Origin of the sequence: Tardiphaga sp. 866_E4_N1_4 (assembly GCF_052076075.1) — a bacterium.
Taxonomy (GTDB): Bacteria; Pseudomonadota; Alphaproteobacteria; order Rhizobiales; family Xanthobacteraceae; genus Tardiphaga; species Tardiphaga robiniae.
Genome location: NZ_CP197242.1, coordinates 6,332,887 through 6,349,942, shown reverse-complemented (window position 1 = coordinate 6,349,942; position 17,056 = coordinate 6,332,887). Strand labels below are relative to the sequence as shown.

The 17,056-nt window shown below is 62.9% G+C and carries 12 protein-coding genes; 7 read left to right on the top strand and 5 right to left on the bottom strand.

What is annotated here, in order from left to right:
• The first annotated feature begins 139 nt into the window (after nt 1-139).
• Nucleotides 140-1,060, top strand: coding sequence for an ABC transporter ATP-binding protein (locus AB8B20_RS30465; protein WP_089268247.1), 921 nt, complete (start codon nt 140-142; stop codon nt 1,058-1,060).
• Nucleotide 1,061: 1 nt separating this feature from the next.
• On the top strand, nt 1,062-1,823 hold the full coding sequence (locus AB8B20_RS30460) for an ABC transporter permease (RefSeq protein WP_068734061.1): 762 nt from the start codon (nt 1,062-1,064) through the stop codon (nt 1,821-1,823).
• A 64-nt stretch (nt 1,824-1,887) separates the two neighbouring features.
• Here the strand turns inward: AB8B20_RS30460 and AB8B20_RS30455 are convergent, their stop codons facing one another.
• Nucleotides 1,888-2,214, bottom strand: coding sequence for a hypothetical protein (locus AB8B20_RS30455; RefSeq protein WP_089268246.1), 327 nt, complete (start codon nt 2,212-2,214; stop codon nt 1,888-1,890).
• A gap of 278 nt (nt 2,215-2,492) precedes the next feature.
• Between AB8B20_RS30455 and AB8B20_RS30450 the strand changes: the two genes are divergently transcribed.
• Nucleotides 2,493-3,281 carry a L,D-transpeptidase gene (locus tag AB8B20_RS30450; RefSeq protein ID WP_439070830.1) on the top strand — a complete coding sequence of 263 codons (789 nt, stop codon included), beginning with the start codon at nt 2,493-2,495 and terminating at the stop codon, nt 3,279-3,281.
• Between the two features lie 60 nt (nt 3,282-3,341).
• Here the strand turns inward: AB8B20_RS30450 and AB8B20_RS30445 are convergent, their stop codons facing one another.
• Nucleotides 3,342-5,615 carry a spermidine synthase gene (locus tag AB8B20_RS30445; RefSeq protein ID WP_439070829.1) on the bottom strand — a complete coding sequence of 758 codons (2,274 nt, stop codon included), beginning with the start codon at nt 5,613-5,615 and terminating at the stop codon, nt 3,342-3,344.
• Nucleotides 5,616-5,864: 249 nt separating this feature from the next.
• On the opposite strand from AB8B20_RS30445, the gene AB8B20_RS30440 reads away from it, so the two are divergent.
• Both AB8B20_RS30440 and AB8B20_RS30435 read left to right on the top strand, forming a co-directional pair.
• On the top strand, nt 5,865-7,466 hold the full coding sequence (locus AB8B20_RS30440; protein ID WP_439070828.1) for a phytoene desaturase family protein: 1,602 nt from the start codon (nt 5,865-5,867) through the stop codon (nt 7,464-7,466).
• A 203-nt stretch (nt 7,467-7,669) separates the two neighbouring features.
• Nucleotides 7,670-8,560 carry a 50S ribosomal protein L11 methyltransferase gene (locus AB8B20_RS30435; RefSeq protein ID WP_439070827.1) on the top strand — a complete coding sequence of 297 codons (891 nt, stop codon included), beginning with the start codon at nt 7,670-7,672 and terminating at the stop codon, nt 8,558-8,560.
• Between the two features lie 71 nt (nt 8,561-8,631).
• Here the strand turns inward: AB8B20_RS30435 and AB8B20_RS30430 are convergent, their stop codons facing one another.
• Nucleotides 8,632-8,847: a hypothetical protein gene (locus AB8B20_RS30430; RefSeq protein ID WP_439070826.1), complete on the bottom strand. Its 216-nt coding sequence runs from the start codon at nt 8,845-8,847 to the stop codon at nt 8,632-8,634.
• A 190-nt stretch (nt 8,848-9,037) separates the two neighbouring features.
• On the opposite strand from AB8B20_RS30430, the gene AB8B20_RS30425 reads away from it, so the two are divergent.
• Together AB8B20_RS30425 and AB8B20_RS30420 are read left to right on the top strand one after the other, a co-directional pair.
• Complete coding sequence (locus AB8B20_RS30425; protein ID WP_439070825.1) at nt 9,038-10,876, top strand: aminopeptidase P family protein; 1,839 nt, start codon at nt 9,038-9,040, stop codon at nt 10,874-10,876.
• An 81-nt stretch (nt 10,877-10,957) separates the two neighbouring features.
• A complete protein-coding gene (locus tag AB8B20_RS30420; protein ID WP_439072983.1) occupies nt 10,958-12,181 on the top strand; it encodes a multidrug effflux MFS transporter in 1,224 nt (407 codons plus the stop codon).
• A gap of 860 nt (nt 12,182-13,041) precedes the next feature.
• Here AB8B20_RS30420 and ligA read toward each other — a convergent pair.
• Together ligA and recN are read right to left on the bottom strand one after the other, a co-directional pair.
• A complete protein-coding gene (gene ligA, locus AB8B20_RS30415; protein WP_439070824.1) occupies nt 13,042-15,192 on the bottom strand; it encodes an NAD-dependent DNA ligase LigA in 2,151 nt (716 codons plus the stop codon).
• A 185-nt stretch (nt 15,193-15,377) separates the two neighbouring features.
• Complete coding sequence (gene recN / locus AB8B20_RS30410; protein ID WP_439070823.1) at nt 15,378-17,051, bottom strand: DNA repair protein RecN; 1,674 nt, start codon at nt 17,049-17,051, stop codon at nt 15,378-15,380.
• Nucleotides 17,052-17,056: the final 5 nt, after the last annotated feature.

Here is a 17,056-nt window from a genome sequence, read left to right as displayed (position 1 = left end):
TTCCGCGATTGCGCCGGCGCATCTTCATTCCTATGTACGCACCCCGCGTCCGACAAAGCCGTTTCGGCTGCGCCGTTCGTGCGTCCCGGTATGACCGCCCGGTCCTCTGCCTTCCCCTTTTCGAACGATCATATCGCCGATGTCACCCATCATTTCCGTTTCCAATCTGACCAAGAGCTATGCCTCGGGCTTCACGGCCCTGAAGGGTATCGACCTCGACATCAACCGCGGCGAGATCTTCGCGCTGCTGGGCCCGAACGGCGCTGGCAAGACGACGATGATCAGCATCATCTGTGGCATCGCCAATGCCACATCCGGCAAGGTCATGGTCGATGGTCACGACATCGCCCGGGACTATCGCGCCGCGCGGTCGCTGATCGGGCTGGTGCCGCAGGAACTGCACACCGACGCCTTCGAATCGGTTTGGGCCACGGTCAGTTTCAGCCGCGGCCTGTTCGGCAAACCGAAGAACCCGGCGCTGATCGAGAAAATCCTGAAAGACCTCTCGCTGTGGGACAAAAAGGATAACAAGATCATTACGCTGTCCGGCGGGATGAAGCGCCGCGTGATGATCGCCAAGGCGCTGTCGCACGAGCCGCAAATCCTGTTCCTCGACGAGCCCACCGCCGGCGTCGATGTCGAACTCCGCAAGGGCATGTGGGAAGTCGTGCGCACGCTGCGCGCCGCAGGCGTCACGGTGATCCTCACCACGCATTACATCGAAGAAGCCGAGGAGATGGCCGACCGCATCGGCGTCATCAACAAAGGCGAGATCATCCTGATCGAGGAAAAGACCAAGCTGATGGAGCAGCTCGGCAAGAAGCAGCTCAAGCTGTATCTGCAAGGCAAGGTCACGGAGATTCCAGCCAGCCTGGCTCACTACAACCTCGAACTGGCAGCCGACGGCCATCAGTTGATCTACAGCTACGACACCAAGAGCGAGCGCACCGGGATCACCAGCCTGCTCGGCGATCTCCGCGAATCCGGTATCCGCTTCTCCGATCTCGACACCACGCAGAGCTCGCTCGAAGACATCTTCGTCAGCCTGGTGAGGAAGTAACATGAACTTCAGAGCTGTCCGCGCCATCTATCTGTTCGAAATGGCGCGCACCTGGCGCACCGTGCTGCAGAGCATCGTTTCGCCGGTGATTTCCACCTCGCTGTATTTCGTGGTGTTCGGCGCTGCGATCGGCTCGCGCATCACCTCCATCGAGGGCGTCAGCTACGGCACCTTCATCGTGCCTGGTCTCGTGATGCTGTCGGTACTCACGCAGAGCATTTCCAACGCCTCGTTCGGCATCTACTTCCCCAAATTCACCGGAACGATCTATGAATTGCTGTCGGCGCCGGTGTCCTATGTGGAAGTTGTCCTTGGCTATGTCGGCGCCGCCGCGACCAAGTCGATCCTGCTGGGCCTGATCATTCTGGCCACTGCAGGCCTGTTTGTGCCGCTGCACATCCTGCACCCGTGGTGGATGCTGACCTTCCTGGTGCTGACGGCGGTAACGTTCAGCCTGTTTGGCTTCATCATCGGAATCTGGGCCGACGGCTTCGAGAAACTGCAGGCGATCCCGCTGCTGGTGGTGACGCCACTGACCTTCCTGGGCGGTAGCTTCTACTCCGTCAGCATGCTGCCGTCGGGTTGGCGGACCGTCACGCTGCTCAATCCGGTCGTGTATCTGATCAGTGGCTTCCGCTGGAGCTTCTACGAAATCTCCGACGTCAGTGTCGGCTGGAGCATCGGCGTCACCTGCATGTTCCTGGTGATTTGCATGTTCGTCGTCTGGTGGATTTTCAAGACAGGCTACAAGCTGAAAAACTGAAATCGCTGATAATAAAAATGGCCCGGTTTGAACCGGGCCATTTTCATTTCAAATCAATGCCTGCTTAGCGATAGCAGCGGAATTTGCCATGGCGGTTGTAATAGCCGCGGCACTGTGTCCGTCGACCTTCTGGAATTCCAAGTACACCCTTCACGCCGCCCACGGCCGCGCCGACGCCAAGGCCAACTGCGCCACCGACCACGCCGCCGACCGGTCCGGCGGCGCGATTGCCGTCACGGTAACCTTGGTTGGCGCCCTGCTCACCACCCCGGAATACGCCCTGTGCCTGCGCAAAATGCGGCATGGCGACCAGAGCCAGCACGCCCGCGGCGAACGCCAGGCGGGTCTTCATCGATGAACTGATCGGCAACACAGCGGTCTTAACGGTCATCTGGAGCTTCCCTCTGAGCGACGAGAATTCGCCGCTTGCGATTGTGGGAGGGCAACGCGCGACCTAGGAACCGGTTCCATCTGCCTTCCTGAGAAGCTTCCTATCGCGCATCCTCGGGTCGGGCCGAGCCCTCTTTCGGCCCGGTCGCCGCCTTGGTGCCGCCTAGCCCAACATTAAGGATGCACGAAACTGTCACTGGCACCCGGGTCGCCCCATATGCATATTGGAGGCGGGACGGTAGGCGGTACAACAGGTTACGGCCCGGAGGCCAAGGTAAGATGCGTTCGTTTTATATGACCCTTGCGGGTCTCGCCGTTTTCGCCGCCACCAGCACTGCGCAGGCCAAGATCGCCATTACCGTCGACAAGGATGCCCAGCAGCTGACCGTCGTCCAAGACGGCGTCGAGAAATATCGCTGGCCGGTCTCGTCAGGCATTCCGTCCTACGAGACCCCGAATGGCAGCTTCCAGACATTCCGCATGGAGGAGGATCACTTCTCCAAGGAATTCGACGACGCGCCAATGCCCCATGCCATCTTCTTCACCAAAAAGGGCCATGCCATCCACGGAACCGATTCCGTGAGCCGCCTGGGCTCGCCGGCGTCCCATGGCTGCGTGCGACTGTCGCGCGAGAACGCCGCGACATTGTTTGCCATGGTCAAGGCTGACGGGGTGCTCAACACAACCGTCACGCTGACCGGCTCCTCGCAGGTCGCCCTTGCCCGCAACCCGCGCCCGGCGAAGCCATCTGCCGTCGCCCGCCGCGATATCGCTCCTGCCTCACCGTCCTACGACGCCGCCGGCAATCCCATGGATCTCACTCCGCAGGCCGTGGCACCGAACCGCCGCGTCGCGCGTCAGGTACAGCCGGCGGATGACGATCGTTACATCTATCCGGCCGATGGCAATGACGGTCAGCGCTATCCGGCCCCTCCCGGCTATCGCCGCATGACCGAAGCCGAGACCCAGCAGTATTACGCCAATCGCGGCTATTACAGCCGGCAATACCCGCCGCAGGCCTACGCGCCGCGGCCGTATCAGCCGCGCGGCTTCTTCGGGGACAACTGAGCGAAGATGTGTGACGCGTTTTCCTGACGCGAACCGGCATCCACTTCGCTTGAAAACGCTTCAGTTATCCCCGTCCCGTAGCCGGCGCCACACGGCGCCGAGCACGTTGGAATAATCGTCGGTCCAGACCCGCTGATCGTCGTTCGCCTCGGTCAAGGCCCATTGCGATGACGTCGCGATGGAGCCGACATCGGCGGCGTCATGGGCCGAGATGACGACGTTTGTCGAGAAGATATATTCGTTGTCGCGGCCGGAATCCTCCGAATAGACCCAGCTCTTCATGTCATTGGCATCGGCGATTCCGACAACGACGCTGGCGAGTTCGAGATGCCGGTTCGAAACGTGCATGACGACGGCGCCCTGCGGGGCGAGCTTTTCCTTGTAAATCTCCATCGCTTCCTCGGTCGCCAGATGGATCGGGATCGCGTCCGACGAATAGGCATCGACGATGATGAGGTCGTAGACGCCGTCAGGCTCTTTCGCAAAAGTCAGCCTTGCATCGCCGATCACCGGTTTAACGTCCGGCTCACACTTCTGGATGTAGCTGAAATATTTCGGATCCCTTGCGGTATCGACCATCGACTGATCGATCTCGAAGAATTTCCAGTCCTCGCCCGGCGCTGATGCACAGGTCAGTGACCCCGAACCGAGGCCGATCACTGCCACGCGAAGCGGTGCCCCCTTGCGGGCCCGTACCGCCGTGATCGCCTGCCCGATGCCGCCGTCCTTGTAATAATAGGAGATCGGCTCCGGCCGGCCGGTCACCGGCGTGCCATCGTCATTAAGATATTTCTCGGCGCCATGGATCGTCGTGCCATGCATCAGCACGTGATACTGGTTGTTCGGCGTCACCACGATCTTGTGCACGCCGAAGAAACTACGCACGGTTTCGACCCGGCCATCGTCGGCCGGGTAGAAACGGATCAGCGCCAGAGCGAGGACAGTGATGGCCATGAGCTTGAGCCGGTCAGCCCGCAGGATCGCCGCGATTATGCCGACGACGGCAACGGTGCTGACGACATAGACACGTTGGGTATCGATCCACGTGAACAGCTTGCCGGTTGTGTAGCTCGGCACGATCAATGCGATTGCGGCAACCACGAGCGCGATCCAGTACCAGCGCGCCCAGCCGGAATACCGCTCCGGCAATGACGGCCGGCACAGCACGGCAAATGCGATCAGGATCGGATATTCCGCGATCCATGAGAATGTGAACGGCGCGATCAAACCGGCGAACAGGCCACCGACCATGCCACCGAACGACAATGCGACGTAGTAGCCCGTGAGATAGCGGGCTGCAGGACGCTGCCGAGCCAATTCACCATGGCACGCCATGGCGATGATGAAGAAGGCCAGCAGATGGCCGCCGAGCGTGAGCAGCAGATTCTGTTCGCCGCCAACTGCGAGCAGGACAACCACGCCGGCAATCGCGAGAGGCTGCAACATCAGGACCCATGAGTGCGGCAGCAGCGGCCGCGACTGGAACACCAGCACCCAGGTCAGCAGATACAGCGACAGCGGCAACACCCAGAGCAGCGGCGCGGCAGCGACATCCGTCGAGATATGCGCGGTGACTGCGATCAACAGGCCGGATGGGACAGCCGCGAGAAAGATCCAGCGGGCACGCAGCGCCCAGCTCGGCGCCGGCGCGTCGATGGCATCAGCACCCGGTGCAGCGACGGCAACCGGCGGCGACTTCAGCAGCAACACGCCGCAGCCGGCGATCAGCAGGATCAGCAGGCCATAGCCGGACGTCCAGATCAGGTTCTGCGTGCGCAGCGAAAACATCGGCTCCAGCAGCACCGGATAGGTCAGCAGCGCGAGAAAGCTCCCGATATTCGACGACGCATAGAGGAAATACGGATCGTGACCGTTGGGATGACCGGTGCGTACGAACCAGGCCTGCAGCAGCGGATTATTCGCAGCAAGCACAAAGAACGGCAGACCGATCGACACCGCGAACAGGCCGAGCAGCCAGAACGCATAGCCACTCTCCGGCGGCGTGCCCCAGCCCGATGCGATGGACAGCGGCAGCGTCAGCAGCGCAACAACCAGCAACAGGAGATGAATGACGATCGGCACCAGCCGGCTGCGCAATTGCATCAGGTAGTGGGCATAGGCATAGCCGCCGAGCAGCAGTGACTGGAAGAACACCATCGCCACCGACCACACCGCCGGCGACCCACCGAGCCGCGGCAGCACCATCTTGGTGAACAGGGGCTGCACCGAGAATAACAGCAGCGCGCTGGTGAAGATCGCCGCGGTGTAAACCACCAGAAGGAGCCGATTGCGGGAGGCCGAGTTTGGGGCGGCGACGGGCTGCGACGAACTCATGAAGGCTCCAGCATATTGCACGGCAGAAAAGCGAGAATCCGGCCGGTAACCGGCGGGCCGGAATGGAGCATATGGCACCGTTTCGGGCAATGCGCGCTAACTATGGAACCACAATCGTGACGGGCGGCCTTGTGCCGCGCGCGCGCCTCTTCGATAAAGAGGGCCCTATTTTCGTTTGACGCGTTTTCTTAATGCGAACCGGTCGCCACTTCGCAAGAAAACGCTCTAGCAGGCTTTGTTGAAGCGGACATGTCAGACACCGACGTTTTGATCATCGGCGCCGGCCATAACGGCCTCACTTGCGCGGCCTATCTCGCCATGAGCGGGTTGCGCGTGAAGGTGGTCGAACGACGTTCCGTGGTTGGCGGCGCCGCGGTGACGCAGGAGTTTCACCCCGGCTTCCGCAATTCGGTCGCGGCCTACACTGTCAGCCTGCTCAACCCGCAGATCGCCTCTGATCTGAAGCTCGCCGAACACGGCCTGCGGATCGTCGAGCGCAAGGCGCAGAATTTCATTCCCGCACCGGACGGCAGCTATCTCCTGACAGGTGAAGGCCGCACGCAACAGTCGATCGCCAAACTCAGTGCGCGCGATGCCGAGCGGATCGGGATGTTCTCGCATGAGCTCGAAGTCATTGCCGACGTGCTCAGGGACTTTGTGCTGCGCTCACCGCCGAACGTCGTTCAAGGTTTCGGTCTCGGCGCGATCAGCGAAGCCATCAATGCGCTCGGCACCGCGAAGATTCTCAACGCACTGACCATCGATCAGCAGCGCGTATTGCTCGATCTGTTCACCTGCTCCGCCGGCGAGATGCTGGACGATGTGTTCGAGCATGATCTGGTGAAGGCATTGTTCGGCTTCGATGCCGTGGTCGGCAACTATGCGAGCCCCTATGCCGCCGGTTCGGCCTATGTGATGCTGCATCACGCCTTTGGCGAGGTGAACGGCAAGAAAGGTGTCTGGGGCCACGCCATCGGCGGCATGGGCGCGATAACGCAGGCCATGGCCGCCGCGGCACGCTCGCACGGCGTGCAGATCGAACTCGACAACGGCGTGCGCGAAGTCCTCGTGGAGAACGACAAGGTCGTCGGCGTCATCCTCGACAATGGCGAGAGTATCCGCGCGAAATATGTCGCCTCCAACGTCAATCCGAAGCTGCTATATACACGGCTGATGCCGGCGGATGCGCTGCCCAAGCCGTTCCTCGATCGCATCCGCCGCTGGCGCAACGGCTCCGGCACGTTCCGCATGAATGTTGCGCTGAGCACTCTGCCCTCATTCACCGCACTGCCTGGCGACGGCGACCATCTCTCGGCGGGCATCATCATAGCGCCGAGTCTCGACTACATGGATCGCGCTTGGCTCGATGCGAAGCAGCACGGCTGGAGCCGCCAGCCGATTGTCGAAGTACTGATCCCCTCCACTCTTGATGACAGCCTCAGCCCACCGGGTCAGCACGTCGCCAGTCTCTTTTGCCAGCATGTTGCACCGACACTCCCCAACGGCGCATCATGGGATGACCATCGGAACGAGGTCGCGGACCTGATGATCAAGACGGTGGACGACTACGCACCCGGCTTTGCCGCCAGCGTCATCGGCCGGCAGGCGCTGTCACCGCTCGATCTGGAGCGCGACTTCGGCCTGCTCGGCGGCGACATCTTCCATGGCGCGCTCTCGCTGAACCAGCTGTTCTCGGCCCGCCCGATGCTCGGCCATGCGGATTACCGCGGACCACTGAAGGGCCTTTATCACTGCGGCTCGGGTGCACATCCCGGCGGCGGCGTCACGGGTGCCCCCGGTCACAATGCGGCCAAGGCGATCCTCAGGGACTACCGGGCGCTGTTCGGCTGAGGACATCCTGTGGATAAGCCTGTGCATAGGCAGTGGATGGGTCCTGAACAAGCCTGTGCGTAAGCTCGGGAGTACAGCGGTATAATCAGCTTATAACCCTGTGCATCGCCACTGTATCGCCCCTGTATCCCCGCCGGTATAAACCCTGTACCAAGCGCGCCTAAGCTGTGCAGACCCTGTTCACGACGCCACCCGGACCCGCGATGACCACGCCCCAAGGAACCAGCCGCGCCACCTTCGCCGTCGGCGACGAATTCAGCGCCAAGCGCATCGTCGATCTTCTCACCGAGAGTTTCGAGGAAGGACAGGCCGCGATTGCTGCATTCGAGAGCCCCGAGGGCCGCTGGGACGTCACCGTCCATTTCGCCGATCCGCCGGACGAAGCCTCGATCCGCGAGCTCGTCAGCCTTGCCTCAGATGACACCGTGGCGGCGAGCATCGTGTTCGACAGCATCGAGGCCAAGGACTGGGTCAAGGAGAGCCTCAAGGGTCTGGTGCCAGTGCGCGCCGGCCGCTTCATCGTCCATGGCCAGCATGACCGGGACCAAGTACGGCCCAATCAACTCGGGATCGAGATCGAAGCCGCACTCGCTTTCGGCACCGGCCATCACGGCACCACGCGCGGCTGCCTCATCTATCTCGATTATGTGCTGCGCGCGAAGGCGCCGAAACGGATGCTCGATCTGGGTACCGGCACGGGCGTGCTGGCCATCGCTGCAGCCAAGGCCACGAAACGGCGCGTGCTGGCGACCGATATCGATCCGATGTCTGTGAAGGTGGCGCGTGAGAATATGCGGCTCAACGGCGTCGGTAATCTCGTGGATACCGTTTGCGCAACGGGCTTCTCGTCGCCGGCCTTCGGCGATCGCGCACCGTTCGATCTGATCCTCGCAAACATCCTCGCCAATCCACTCCGCGCGATGTCGACCGACATGAGCCGGCATCTCACGCGCAACGGAATGGTGATCCTGTCCGGCCTGTTGCCGCATCAGGCGATGAGCGTGATCGCCGCGTATCGCGCCCGCGGGCTTGTGCTACGCAAGCATCAGATCGTTGAGGGCTGGAGCAGCCTGTTGATGCAGCGCGCAGGCTGACACGCCTTTCGCCATTTTCCGAACTCCGGAATAACGACGGGCGATCTGGCTAAAGCTGACGGCTGATTTTGCTACTTCGGGGGCGACACGTCGCGGCGACGAAGCGTCGCATTTTCCAGCCGCTCGACGCGCGTCACGCGGGCTTCGACGAAACGACCCAGAATCTGGATGATACCGCTGCGTTGATTTGGCTGACTGGGGGGAGTTTGGGTGGACTGCGCCTGGGTGGGCTGGGAATGGCCAAGCGTGGCGGGTGGCGAAATTTTCTCGAACGTAAAAGCAGGCATGGTGTATCCCCTCTTCGTTGAGTTGAGACACTCTGAATGGCCAAGCATCGCACCGACAACACAAGCCGGGGGACGTTGTTCCATCCGGTTGAACACAACCATCATAATTTTAAGCATAACTTGTGCCAAATCTGCGCAACCCTGCCCCTCGATTGCAGGCCTGACAGCGCACCCATAGGATGATCCGGCGATGTTCGAAGCCCATTTCCAGACGTTCGAAGAGCCCGAAAGCGGTGTGGCGCTGACTGCGCGGCTGGCCGCATTTCGCGAGGAATTGCTGCGGCGGAAACTGACAGGCTTCGTGATTCCCCGCGCAGATCAGCAGCAGAACGAATATGTGCCGCCCTCCGACGAGCGGCTCGCCTGGCTCACCGGCTTCACGGGATCGGCCGGCATGGCGATCGTGCTGCTGCAGGAAGCCGCCGCGTTCGTAGATGGCCGGTATACGCTGCAGGCCGCCAAACAAGTTGATGTGAATGCGTGGAGCATTCAGTCGCTGGTCGAGCCGCCGCCGGAAAGCTGGCTCGCCGACCACCTGAAGCCCGAGGATCGCCTCGGATTTGATCCGTGGCTGCACACTTCTGCGGCAGCCGAACGGCTGGCGGCCGCCTGCGCCAAGGCCGGCGCCGAACTCGTCGCGGTCGACAGCAATCCGCTCGATTCGGTGTGGGCCGAGCGCCCGGCGCCGCCGCTCGGCGCGGTATCGATTCACCCGCTCAACTATGCCGGCGTTTCCGAGGCCGACAAGCTCGCCCAGATCCGCGGCGAGATGGAGCGCTTGCGCGTCGATGCGCTGGTGCTGTCGGATTCCCATGCGGTCGCCTGGACCTTCAACATCCGCGGCGCGGATGTCTCGCATACGCCGCTGCCGCTGTCCTATGCGCTGGTACCGAAACACGGCCGGCCGCAGATCTTCATCAACCACCGCAAGCTCTCCAACAGCACGCGCAACCATCTTGAAGTCTCGGCCGATGTGCAGGAGCCGAATGCGCTGACGTCGGCGCTCGCAGAGCTCGCTGCCTCCGGCGCGTCCATTGCGCTCGACAATGCGACGGCGGCCGATGCACTGAGCCGGTTGATCACAGGCGCGGGCGGCAAGCCCATGCGCGGCGCCGATCCCGTTGCTCTGCTGAAGGCCGTGAAGAATCCCGTCGAGATCAAGGGCACGCAGACCGCACATCGCCGCGATGCTGTGGCACTGGCGCGCTTCCTCGCCTGGATCGACCGGGAGGCGCCGAAGGGCAAGCTCACCGAAATCGACACCGTCGAGGCGCTGGAGACATTCCGCCGCCAGACCGGCGCGCTGAAGGATGTCTCGTTTCCGACCATCGCCGGCACTGGCCCGAACGGCGCCATCGTGCATTACCGCGTCACCCGCAAGACCAATCGCCGTATCGCGCTGGGCGACCTTCTGCTGATCGATTCCGGTGCGCAATATGAAGACGGCACCACCGACGTCACCCGCACCATCGCCATCGGCGAACCGACCGACGAGATGCGCGATCGTTTTACGCGCGTGCTGCGCGGCCATATCGCCATCGCACGCGCCGCGTTTCCCGACGGCACCACCGGCGCGCAGCTTGATACGCTGGCGCGGCAGTTCCTCTGGCATGCCGGCCTCGACTTCGCCCATGGCACCGGCCACGGCGTCGGCAGCTATCTGTCGGTGCACGAAGGCCCGGCGCGCATTTCCAAGCTCGGCACCACGCCGCTCAAGCGCGGCATGATCCTCTCCAACGAACCCGGCTACTACAAGACCGACGGTTTCGGCATTCGCATCGAGAATCTCGAACTCGTGGTCGAAGCCCATATCGAGGGCGCCGAGCAGCCGATGAATGAATTCGAGACGCTGACGCTGGCGCCGATCGACCGCCGACTGATCAACACCCATCGCATCAGCAAGCGCGAACTGAAATGGATCAACGACTATCACGCTCGCGTTCGTTGCGAGGTGATGCCGCTGCTCGACGATGAAGCGACGCGGAGCTGGCTCGAAACCGCGACCGAGCCGCTGGTTCAGCCGCAATAACAGCAAGAGAACAGCCACCACGTGAATTACAGCCCGCCCATTCCCAAAGTCGACGTCGTCGACCTCTCCACATCGCGGGTGATGCTGCTGTTGCTGGTGGTGATGACTGGCATCGCGCCGATCTCGCTCTATATGCTGGTGCCGGCGCTTCCCGAACTCGCACGCACCTTCGACGCCGACATTTCCATCGCGCAGATGACGGTGTCGCTCTACATGGTCGGGCTCGCTTTCTCGCAGCTCATCATGGGACCGCTGTCGGACAAGTTCGGCCGGCGTCCGGTGCTGCTTGCGGGCCTCGGCCTGATGGTGATCGCCGGTATCGGCAGCAGCTTTGCGCTGACGCTGCCGCAACTCATCGCCGCACGTTTCTTTCAGGCGCTGGGCGGCGCGACGGGCATGGTGATGAGCCGCGCCATCATCAGGGATCTTTATCCGCGCGAGCGCGTCGGCGCGATGATCAGTCTCGTGATCGCGGTCATGATGATCGCGCAGATGCTGAGCCCCCTCGCCGGCGGTCTGCTCGAAACCGGCTTCGGCTGGCGCGCGATCTTCTATGTGGTGACCGCATCGTCTGTTGTCGTGACACTGGCCATCGCTTTTTTTCTGCCGGAGACAAGACGGCGCGCTACCAGCGACGCGGCCGGCGGCGGCTTTATCGCCGACTCCCGGGTGCTGCTGCGCAGCCGGACCTTCATCGGCTATCTCCTCTGTTATGTCGTCGCCTCCTGGATCATCTTCACCTTTGCCGGCGGCGGCCCTTATGTGGTGGTCACGCAGATGGGCCGCACATCGGCCGAATATGGCGCATGGTTCGCGACCTCGGGCCTCGCTTACCTCGTCGGCAATCTCTGTTGCGTGCGGTTCGCGCCGCGCCGAACCATCGAGCAACTGATCTGGTTCGGCCTCGCGCTGCAATTCGGCGGCGCCATGCTCAACGTGATCTGGGGTCTCACCGGCCTGAACCAGAATCCGGCCTGGCTGTTCCTTACCCATATGATCGTGATGTTCGGCAATGCTTTCGTGATGTCGAACGGCGCTGCCGGCGCCCTCAGCATTCGTCCGCAGGCCGCGGGCACGGCATCCGGCATGATGGGCTTCCTGCAGATGGGATTGGGCTCGCTGTGCTCGCAATTCGGCGCCTGGCTCGGCGGCCATTTCGCAACGCCGGTGCCGCTCAACATTGCGCTCGTCGTGCTGTCCTGCGGCTGCGCAGCCGCGATGATCTTTCTGGTCCCCCGCCGCAAGGTGGTGGTGACGGAAGAGATGATCGAGAAGGCCGAAGGCGAAGAGAGCGGGTTGTTGTAGGAGCGCTTTTCTCTCCACGTCATGGCCGGACTTGTTCCGGCCATCCACGTCTTCCTTTGTCGCCAAGACGTAGATACGCGGGACAAGCCAGCGCATGACGGCGTGGGTGGCGCCGATAGCGCGTCACGTCTTCACGGATTCAACTGTCAAACAGCCACTGCGCTTCAGACATGCGTCATCGCCCCCATTGTTTACGGCGCGGGGCGCCGTCGTCTCTTGCATTCCCGCGCCCCCTTGTGAGAGGGCGTGCGGAACGCCAGGTGCCCGTTGCACCCTTGGGCCTGATGCGATGCGGTCTTCCGCAATCTAGTGTGCATCAGGACTTGCGGAGGCGTCGAGCAAGTGCCCGACGTTCCGCCTGCGGTGTTTTTTCGGTTGCTTGCACTTTGCCTCAGCGAACGATCCGATCACCGAATTAAAGTCCCAAGGCGATGGGAAGGGAGCCTCAAGCGACTGGGCCGAACGCGTTTCGATTTGGTCGTCCGTCACACTGTCCAGGAGTCTTTCCATCCCAAGGCCGGCCGTCTCCCTGCCAGTGGCAGTGCTGGCGCAGATCCGTCCTGCCCGAAGACAGACGTTCCCCCATGAACCGCGTGACGCCGCATCTCCGGCGTCCACCGCATCCCACCCCGCGAACGTGACGATCGCGATCGCCCCTCTCGGTGGGGCAGGAAAGAGGGGAATATAAACCTGGTGGAAAGGCTGTCAACGGGAGCCTCGCCACTCCAAGTGGAGTGGCTGAGGTTCGCATTTCAGCGGCGTTGCGGCTTTCATGCGCCCCGGAATGACGAGCTAAGACGACGCACGGAATGACGAGTGTGGAGCGAGGCGCGCCGGAAAATGCCCGAGCCCGACCGCCCCTACCCCCCGATCAGCACCAGCCACTCGTCTTCCGTCAGCACCGCCACGCCGAGATCGCGCGCCTTGGTGAGCTTCGAGCCTGCATCCTCGCCGGCCACCACATAGTCGGTCTTCTTCGACACCGAGCCTGCGACCTTGGCGCCGAGGCGCTCGGCACCGGCTTTGGCTTCATCACGCGTGAACTTGGTCAGCGAGCCCGTGAACACCACCGTCTTGCCCGCGACCGGCGTATCGGTCTTGGCCTGTGCGACATCGAGCACCTCGATCTCGCCAAGCAATTCGTCGAGAGCCTTGACGTTACGTTTCTCGGCGAAGAACTCTACGACCGCGTCCGCGACGATTTCACCGACGCCGTCGATGGCGTTGAGATCGGCATAGGCTTCGGACGTATTCTCCTCGGCGCCCTGCCCCGCAGCCGCGGCCAGCATCGCATCGCGAAACGCGGTGAATGATCCATAGTGTCGCGCCAGCAGCTTGGCATTGCCTTCGCCGATATGGCGGATGCCGAGCGCAAAGATCAGGCGATTGAGCTCGATCTTGCGGCGGTCATCGATGGCGGCGAACAGGTTGCGCACCGAGGTCTCGCCATAACCTTCTCGGTCGCGCAGCTTCTTGGTGTTGCGCTCGTCGCGTTTGGCCAGCGTGAAGATATCGACGGGATGCATGATGATGCCCTCGTCGTAGAATTCCTGGATCTGCTTGTCGCCGAGGCCGTCGATATCGAAGGCCAGCCGCGAGACGAAATGCTTGAGCTTCTCGACCGCCTGCGCCGGGCACACCAGAGCGCCGGTGCAGCGCGTGACGACTTCGTCGTTCTCGCGGATCGCGTGGCTGCCGCAGACCGGACACTTGGTGGGAAATTCATACGGCTTTGCGCTTTTCGGGCGCTTGTCGAGGACGACATTGACGACCTGCGGGATGACGTCGCCGGCGCGCTGCACGATCACCGTGTCGCCCTCGCGGATATCGACGCCGTCGCGCAGCGGCTGGCCGTCATTGCCGATGCCCTTGATGTAGTCGGCATTGTGCAGCGTCGCATTCGACACCACGACGCCGCCCACCGTGATCGGCGTCAATCGCGCTACCGGCGTCAATGCACCGGTGCGGCCGACCTGGATGTCGATCTTTTCCAGCACCGTGGTCGCCTGCTCGGCCGCGAATTTATGCGCGATGGCCCAGCGCGGCGCGCGGCCGGCGAAACCGAGGCGCGCCTGCCAGTCGATGCGGTCGACCTTGTAGACGACACCGTCGATGTCATAGCCGAGCTTGGCCCTGATCTCGCCGATCCGGCGATAGAAGGCCAGCGCGTCATCAACGCTCCTGCACGAGGTGATCTCAGGATTGACGGTGAAGCCGACTTTGTCCAGCCACGCGATCATCGCGTGCTGGGTCGGCTCCGCCATCGGATAGTCCGACATCTCGCCCCAGGCATAGGCAAAGAATTTCAGCGGACGTGACGCAGTGATCGCCACGTCCTTCTGGCGCAGCGAGCCGGCCGCGGAATTTCTGGGATTGGCGAAGACGGTGTCGCCGGCCTCTTCCTGCTTCTTATTGAGCGCGAGGAAGTCGCTCTTCAGCATATAGACCTCACCGCGCAGCTCGCAGGCGGCAGGGATGTGCTTGCCTTTCAGCGTCGTTGGAATGTCCTTGATGGTGCGGACATTGGCGGTGACGTCCTCGCCCGTAAAACCGTCGCCCCGCGTGGCGGCGCGGATCAACTCGCCATTCTCGTAGCGCAGCGACAGCGACAGACCGTCGATCTTCGGCTCGGCGACGATGGCGGGGATTTCATCAAGCTTGAGGAAGCGCTGGATGCGCTCGACGAATTCCGTCACTTCCTCATCGCTGAACGCATTGCCCAGCGACAGCATCGGCACCACATGCTGCACCTTGGCAAAGCCGCGCGCGGGCGCTGCGCCGACCGTCTGTGTCGGCGACGCGCCGGTGACCAGATCGGGGAATTTGGCTTCGATCGCCTCGACCCGGCGACGCAGCACGTCATATTCCGCATCCGACACCGTCGGTGCGTCGTCCTGATAGTAGCGCTTGTTGTGCGCTTCCATCTCCAGCGACAGCCGCATCAGCTCGATCTTCGCTTTGGGCTTCGTCAGCGTGGAGATGTCGGAGGGAGTTTTTGGGGGTTTTGCCATACGCGGTCACCGATGTTCGTCATGGCCGGGCTTGTCCCGGCCATCCACGCCTTGAAGCGCTGTTGTAAAGACGTGGATGCCCGGCACAAGGCCGGGCATGACGGAGTACAATGGTGAAACAAGGCGCACGTCGCGGTTCCGGGTTCGCTCGCCAAGAGCCGAACGCCCCAGAATGACAGCTTGGATCAGGCCGCGCCCTTGAGCAACCGCTCTGCCGCGGCCCTCGCCTCGGCGGTAATCTCCGCGCCCGCCAGCATGCGCGCGATTTCCTCGCGGCGGTGATCCTCGGCCAGCGTGTTGACGCGCGTCGCCACGCGCTTGCCCTTGTCGAGGGCGTCCTTGGAGATCAGCAGATGCTGGTCGGCCCGAGCCGCCACCTGCGGGGCGTGGGTGACGGCCATCACCTGGACCTTGCCCGCGAGCCGCGCCAGGCGGGCGCCGATGGCGTCGGCCACCGCGCCGCCGACACCGGTGTCGATTTCGTCGAACACCAGCGTCGGCGCGGAGCCCTTGTCGGACAGCACGACCTTCAGCGCCAGCAGGAAGCGCGAGAGTTCGCCGCCGGAGGCGACCTTCATCATCGGGCCCGGACGGGTGCCGGGATTGGTCTGAACCCAGAACTCGACGCGGTCGATGCCGTGCGGACCCGGCGTCGCCGCATCGCTGTCGACCTGGGTGATGAACTTGGCAAGTTCGAGCTTGAGCGGCCCGAGTTCGGCGATGACGGCTTTGTTGAGCTTCTCCGCGGACTTGATGCGCGCGGCCGAAAGCTTGGTCGCCGCAGCGCTATACTTCTTGTCGGCCTCTGACGCCGCGCTCTCCAGTCCCTTGAGCTGGCCGGCGCCGGCATCGATGGTGGCGACATCGGCAAAGTATTTCGCGGCCAGCGCGGCGAGCCCGTCGACCGGTGTCGAATATTTCCGCGCCGCGCCGCGCAGCGCGAACAGCCGTTCCTCGATGCGCTCGAGTTCGGCAGGATCGAAATCGGCGGCGATGAGCGCGGCGGCAAGATGCTGGTCGGCTTCTTCCAGCGCGTTGATGGCGACGTCGATCGCTTTCACCGCGGGCTCGACCAGCGACGGCGATGAACCGGCGCGGCGCTCCAGCCGGCGCACGGCGGCAGCCAGCGACGAAATCGGCGAATGATGGCCGGACACAGCCTCCTGCGCCTCGCGTAAATCGGCCGCGATCTTCTCGCCCTGCATCATGCCGGTGCGGCGCTCCGCAAGCTTGCTCTCCTCGCCGTCCTTCGGATTGAGCTTCTTCAGCTCGTCCGCGGCGTGGCGCAGATAGTCGGCATCGCGGGCGGCACGCTCCATATTGGCGCGATGGCTTTCAAGGGCCGCATAAGCGGACTTGCGGGCGTCCCAGAGTGTCTCCAGCGCGGTGACGTCCTTCTCCAGCCCGGCGAAAGCGTCGAGCAGCCGGCGATGCGTGGCTGCGTCCACAAGGGCGCGCTCGTCGTGCTGGCCGTGGATCTCGACCAAAGCCGCACCGACCGCCTTCATGGTCTGCACGGAGATCGCCTGATCGTTGATGAAGGCACGGGTGCGGCCGTCAGCCAGCTGCACGCGGCGCAGAATCATCTCGCCGGAATCGTCGTCGAAGCCGTTGTCTTTGAGAATCGCCAGCGCCGGGTGGCCCTTGGCGAGATCGAACACGGCCGTCACCTGGCCCTGCTCGACGCCGTGGCGCACCAGACCGGCATCGCCGCGGCCGCCGAGGGCCAGCGCAAACGCATCGAGAAGAATGGATTTGCCGGCGCCGGTTTCACCGGTCAGCACTGCAAGACCACGGGAAAACTCGATATCGAGCCGTTCGATCAGGACGATGTCACGGATCGACAGACGGGCCAGCATGGGAG

Coding starts and splice junctions, on each gene's coding strand:
- AB8B20_RS30465 (WP_089268247.1), top strand. CDS start 140: ATGTCACCCATCATTTCCGTTTCCAATCTGACCAAGAGCTATGCCTCG.
- AB8B20_RS30460 (WP_068734061.1), top strand. CDS start 1,062: ATGAACTTCAGAGCTGTCCGCGCCATCTATCTGTTCGAAATGGCGCGC.
- AB8B20_RS30455 (WP_089268246.1), bottom strand. CDS start 2,214: ATGACCGTTAAGACCGCTGTGTTGCCGATCAGTTCATCGATGAAGACC.
- AB8B20_RS30450 (WP_439070830.1), top strand. CDS start 2,493: ATGCGTTCGTTTTATATGACCCTTGCGGGTCTCGCCGTTTTCGCCGCC.
- AB8B20_RS30445 (WP_439070829.1), bottom strand. CDS start 5,615: ATGAGTTCGTCGCAGCCCGTCGCCGCCCCAAACTCGGCCTCCCGCAAT.
- AB8B20_RS30440 (WP_439070828.1), top strand. CDS start 5,865: ATGTCAGACACCGACGTTTTGATCATCGGCGCCGGCCATAACGGCCTC.
- AB8B20_RS30435 (WP_439070827.1), top strand. CDS start 7,670: ATGACCACGCCCCAAGGAACCAGCCGCGCCACCTTCGCCGTCGGCGAC.
- AB8B20_RS30430 (WP_439070826.1), bottom strand. CDS start 8,847: ATGCCTGCTTTTACGTTCGAGAAAATTTCGCCACCCGCCACGCTTGGC.
- AB8B20_RS30425 (WP_439070825.1), top strand. CDS start 9,038: ATGTTCGAAGCCCATTTCCAGACGTTCGAAGAGCCCGAAAGCGGTGTG.
- AB8B20_RS30420 (WP_439072983.1), top strand. CDS start 10,958: ATGCTGCTGTTGCTGGTGGTGATGACTGGCATCGCGCCGATCTCGCTC.
- ligA (WP_439070824.1), bottom strand. CDS start 15,192: ATGGCAAAACCCCCAAAAACTCCCTCCGACATCTCCACGCTGACGAAG.
- recN (WP_439070823.1), bottom strand. CDS start 17,051: ATGCTGGCCCGTCTGTCGATCCGTGACATCGTCCTGATCGAACGGCTC.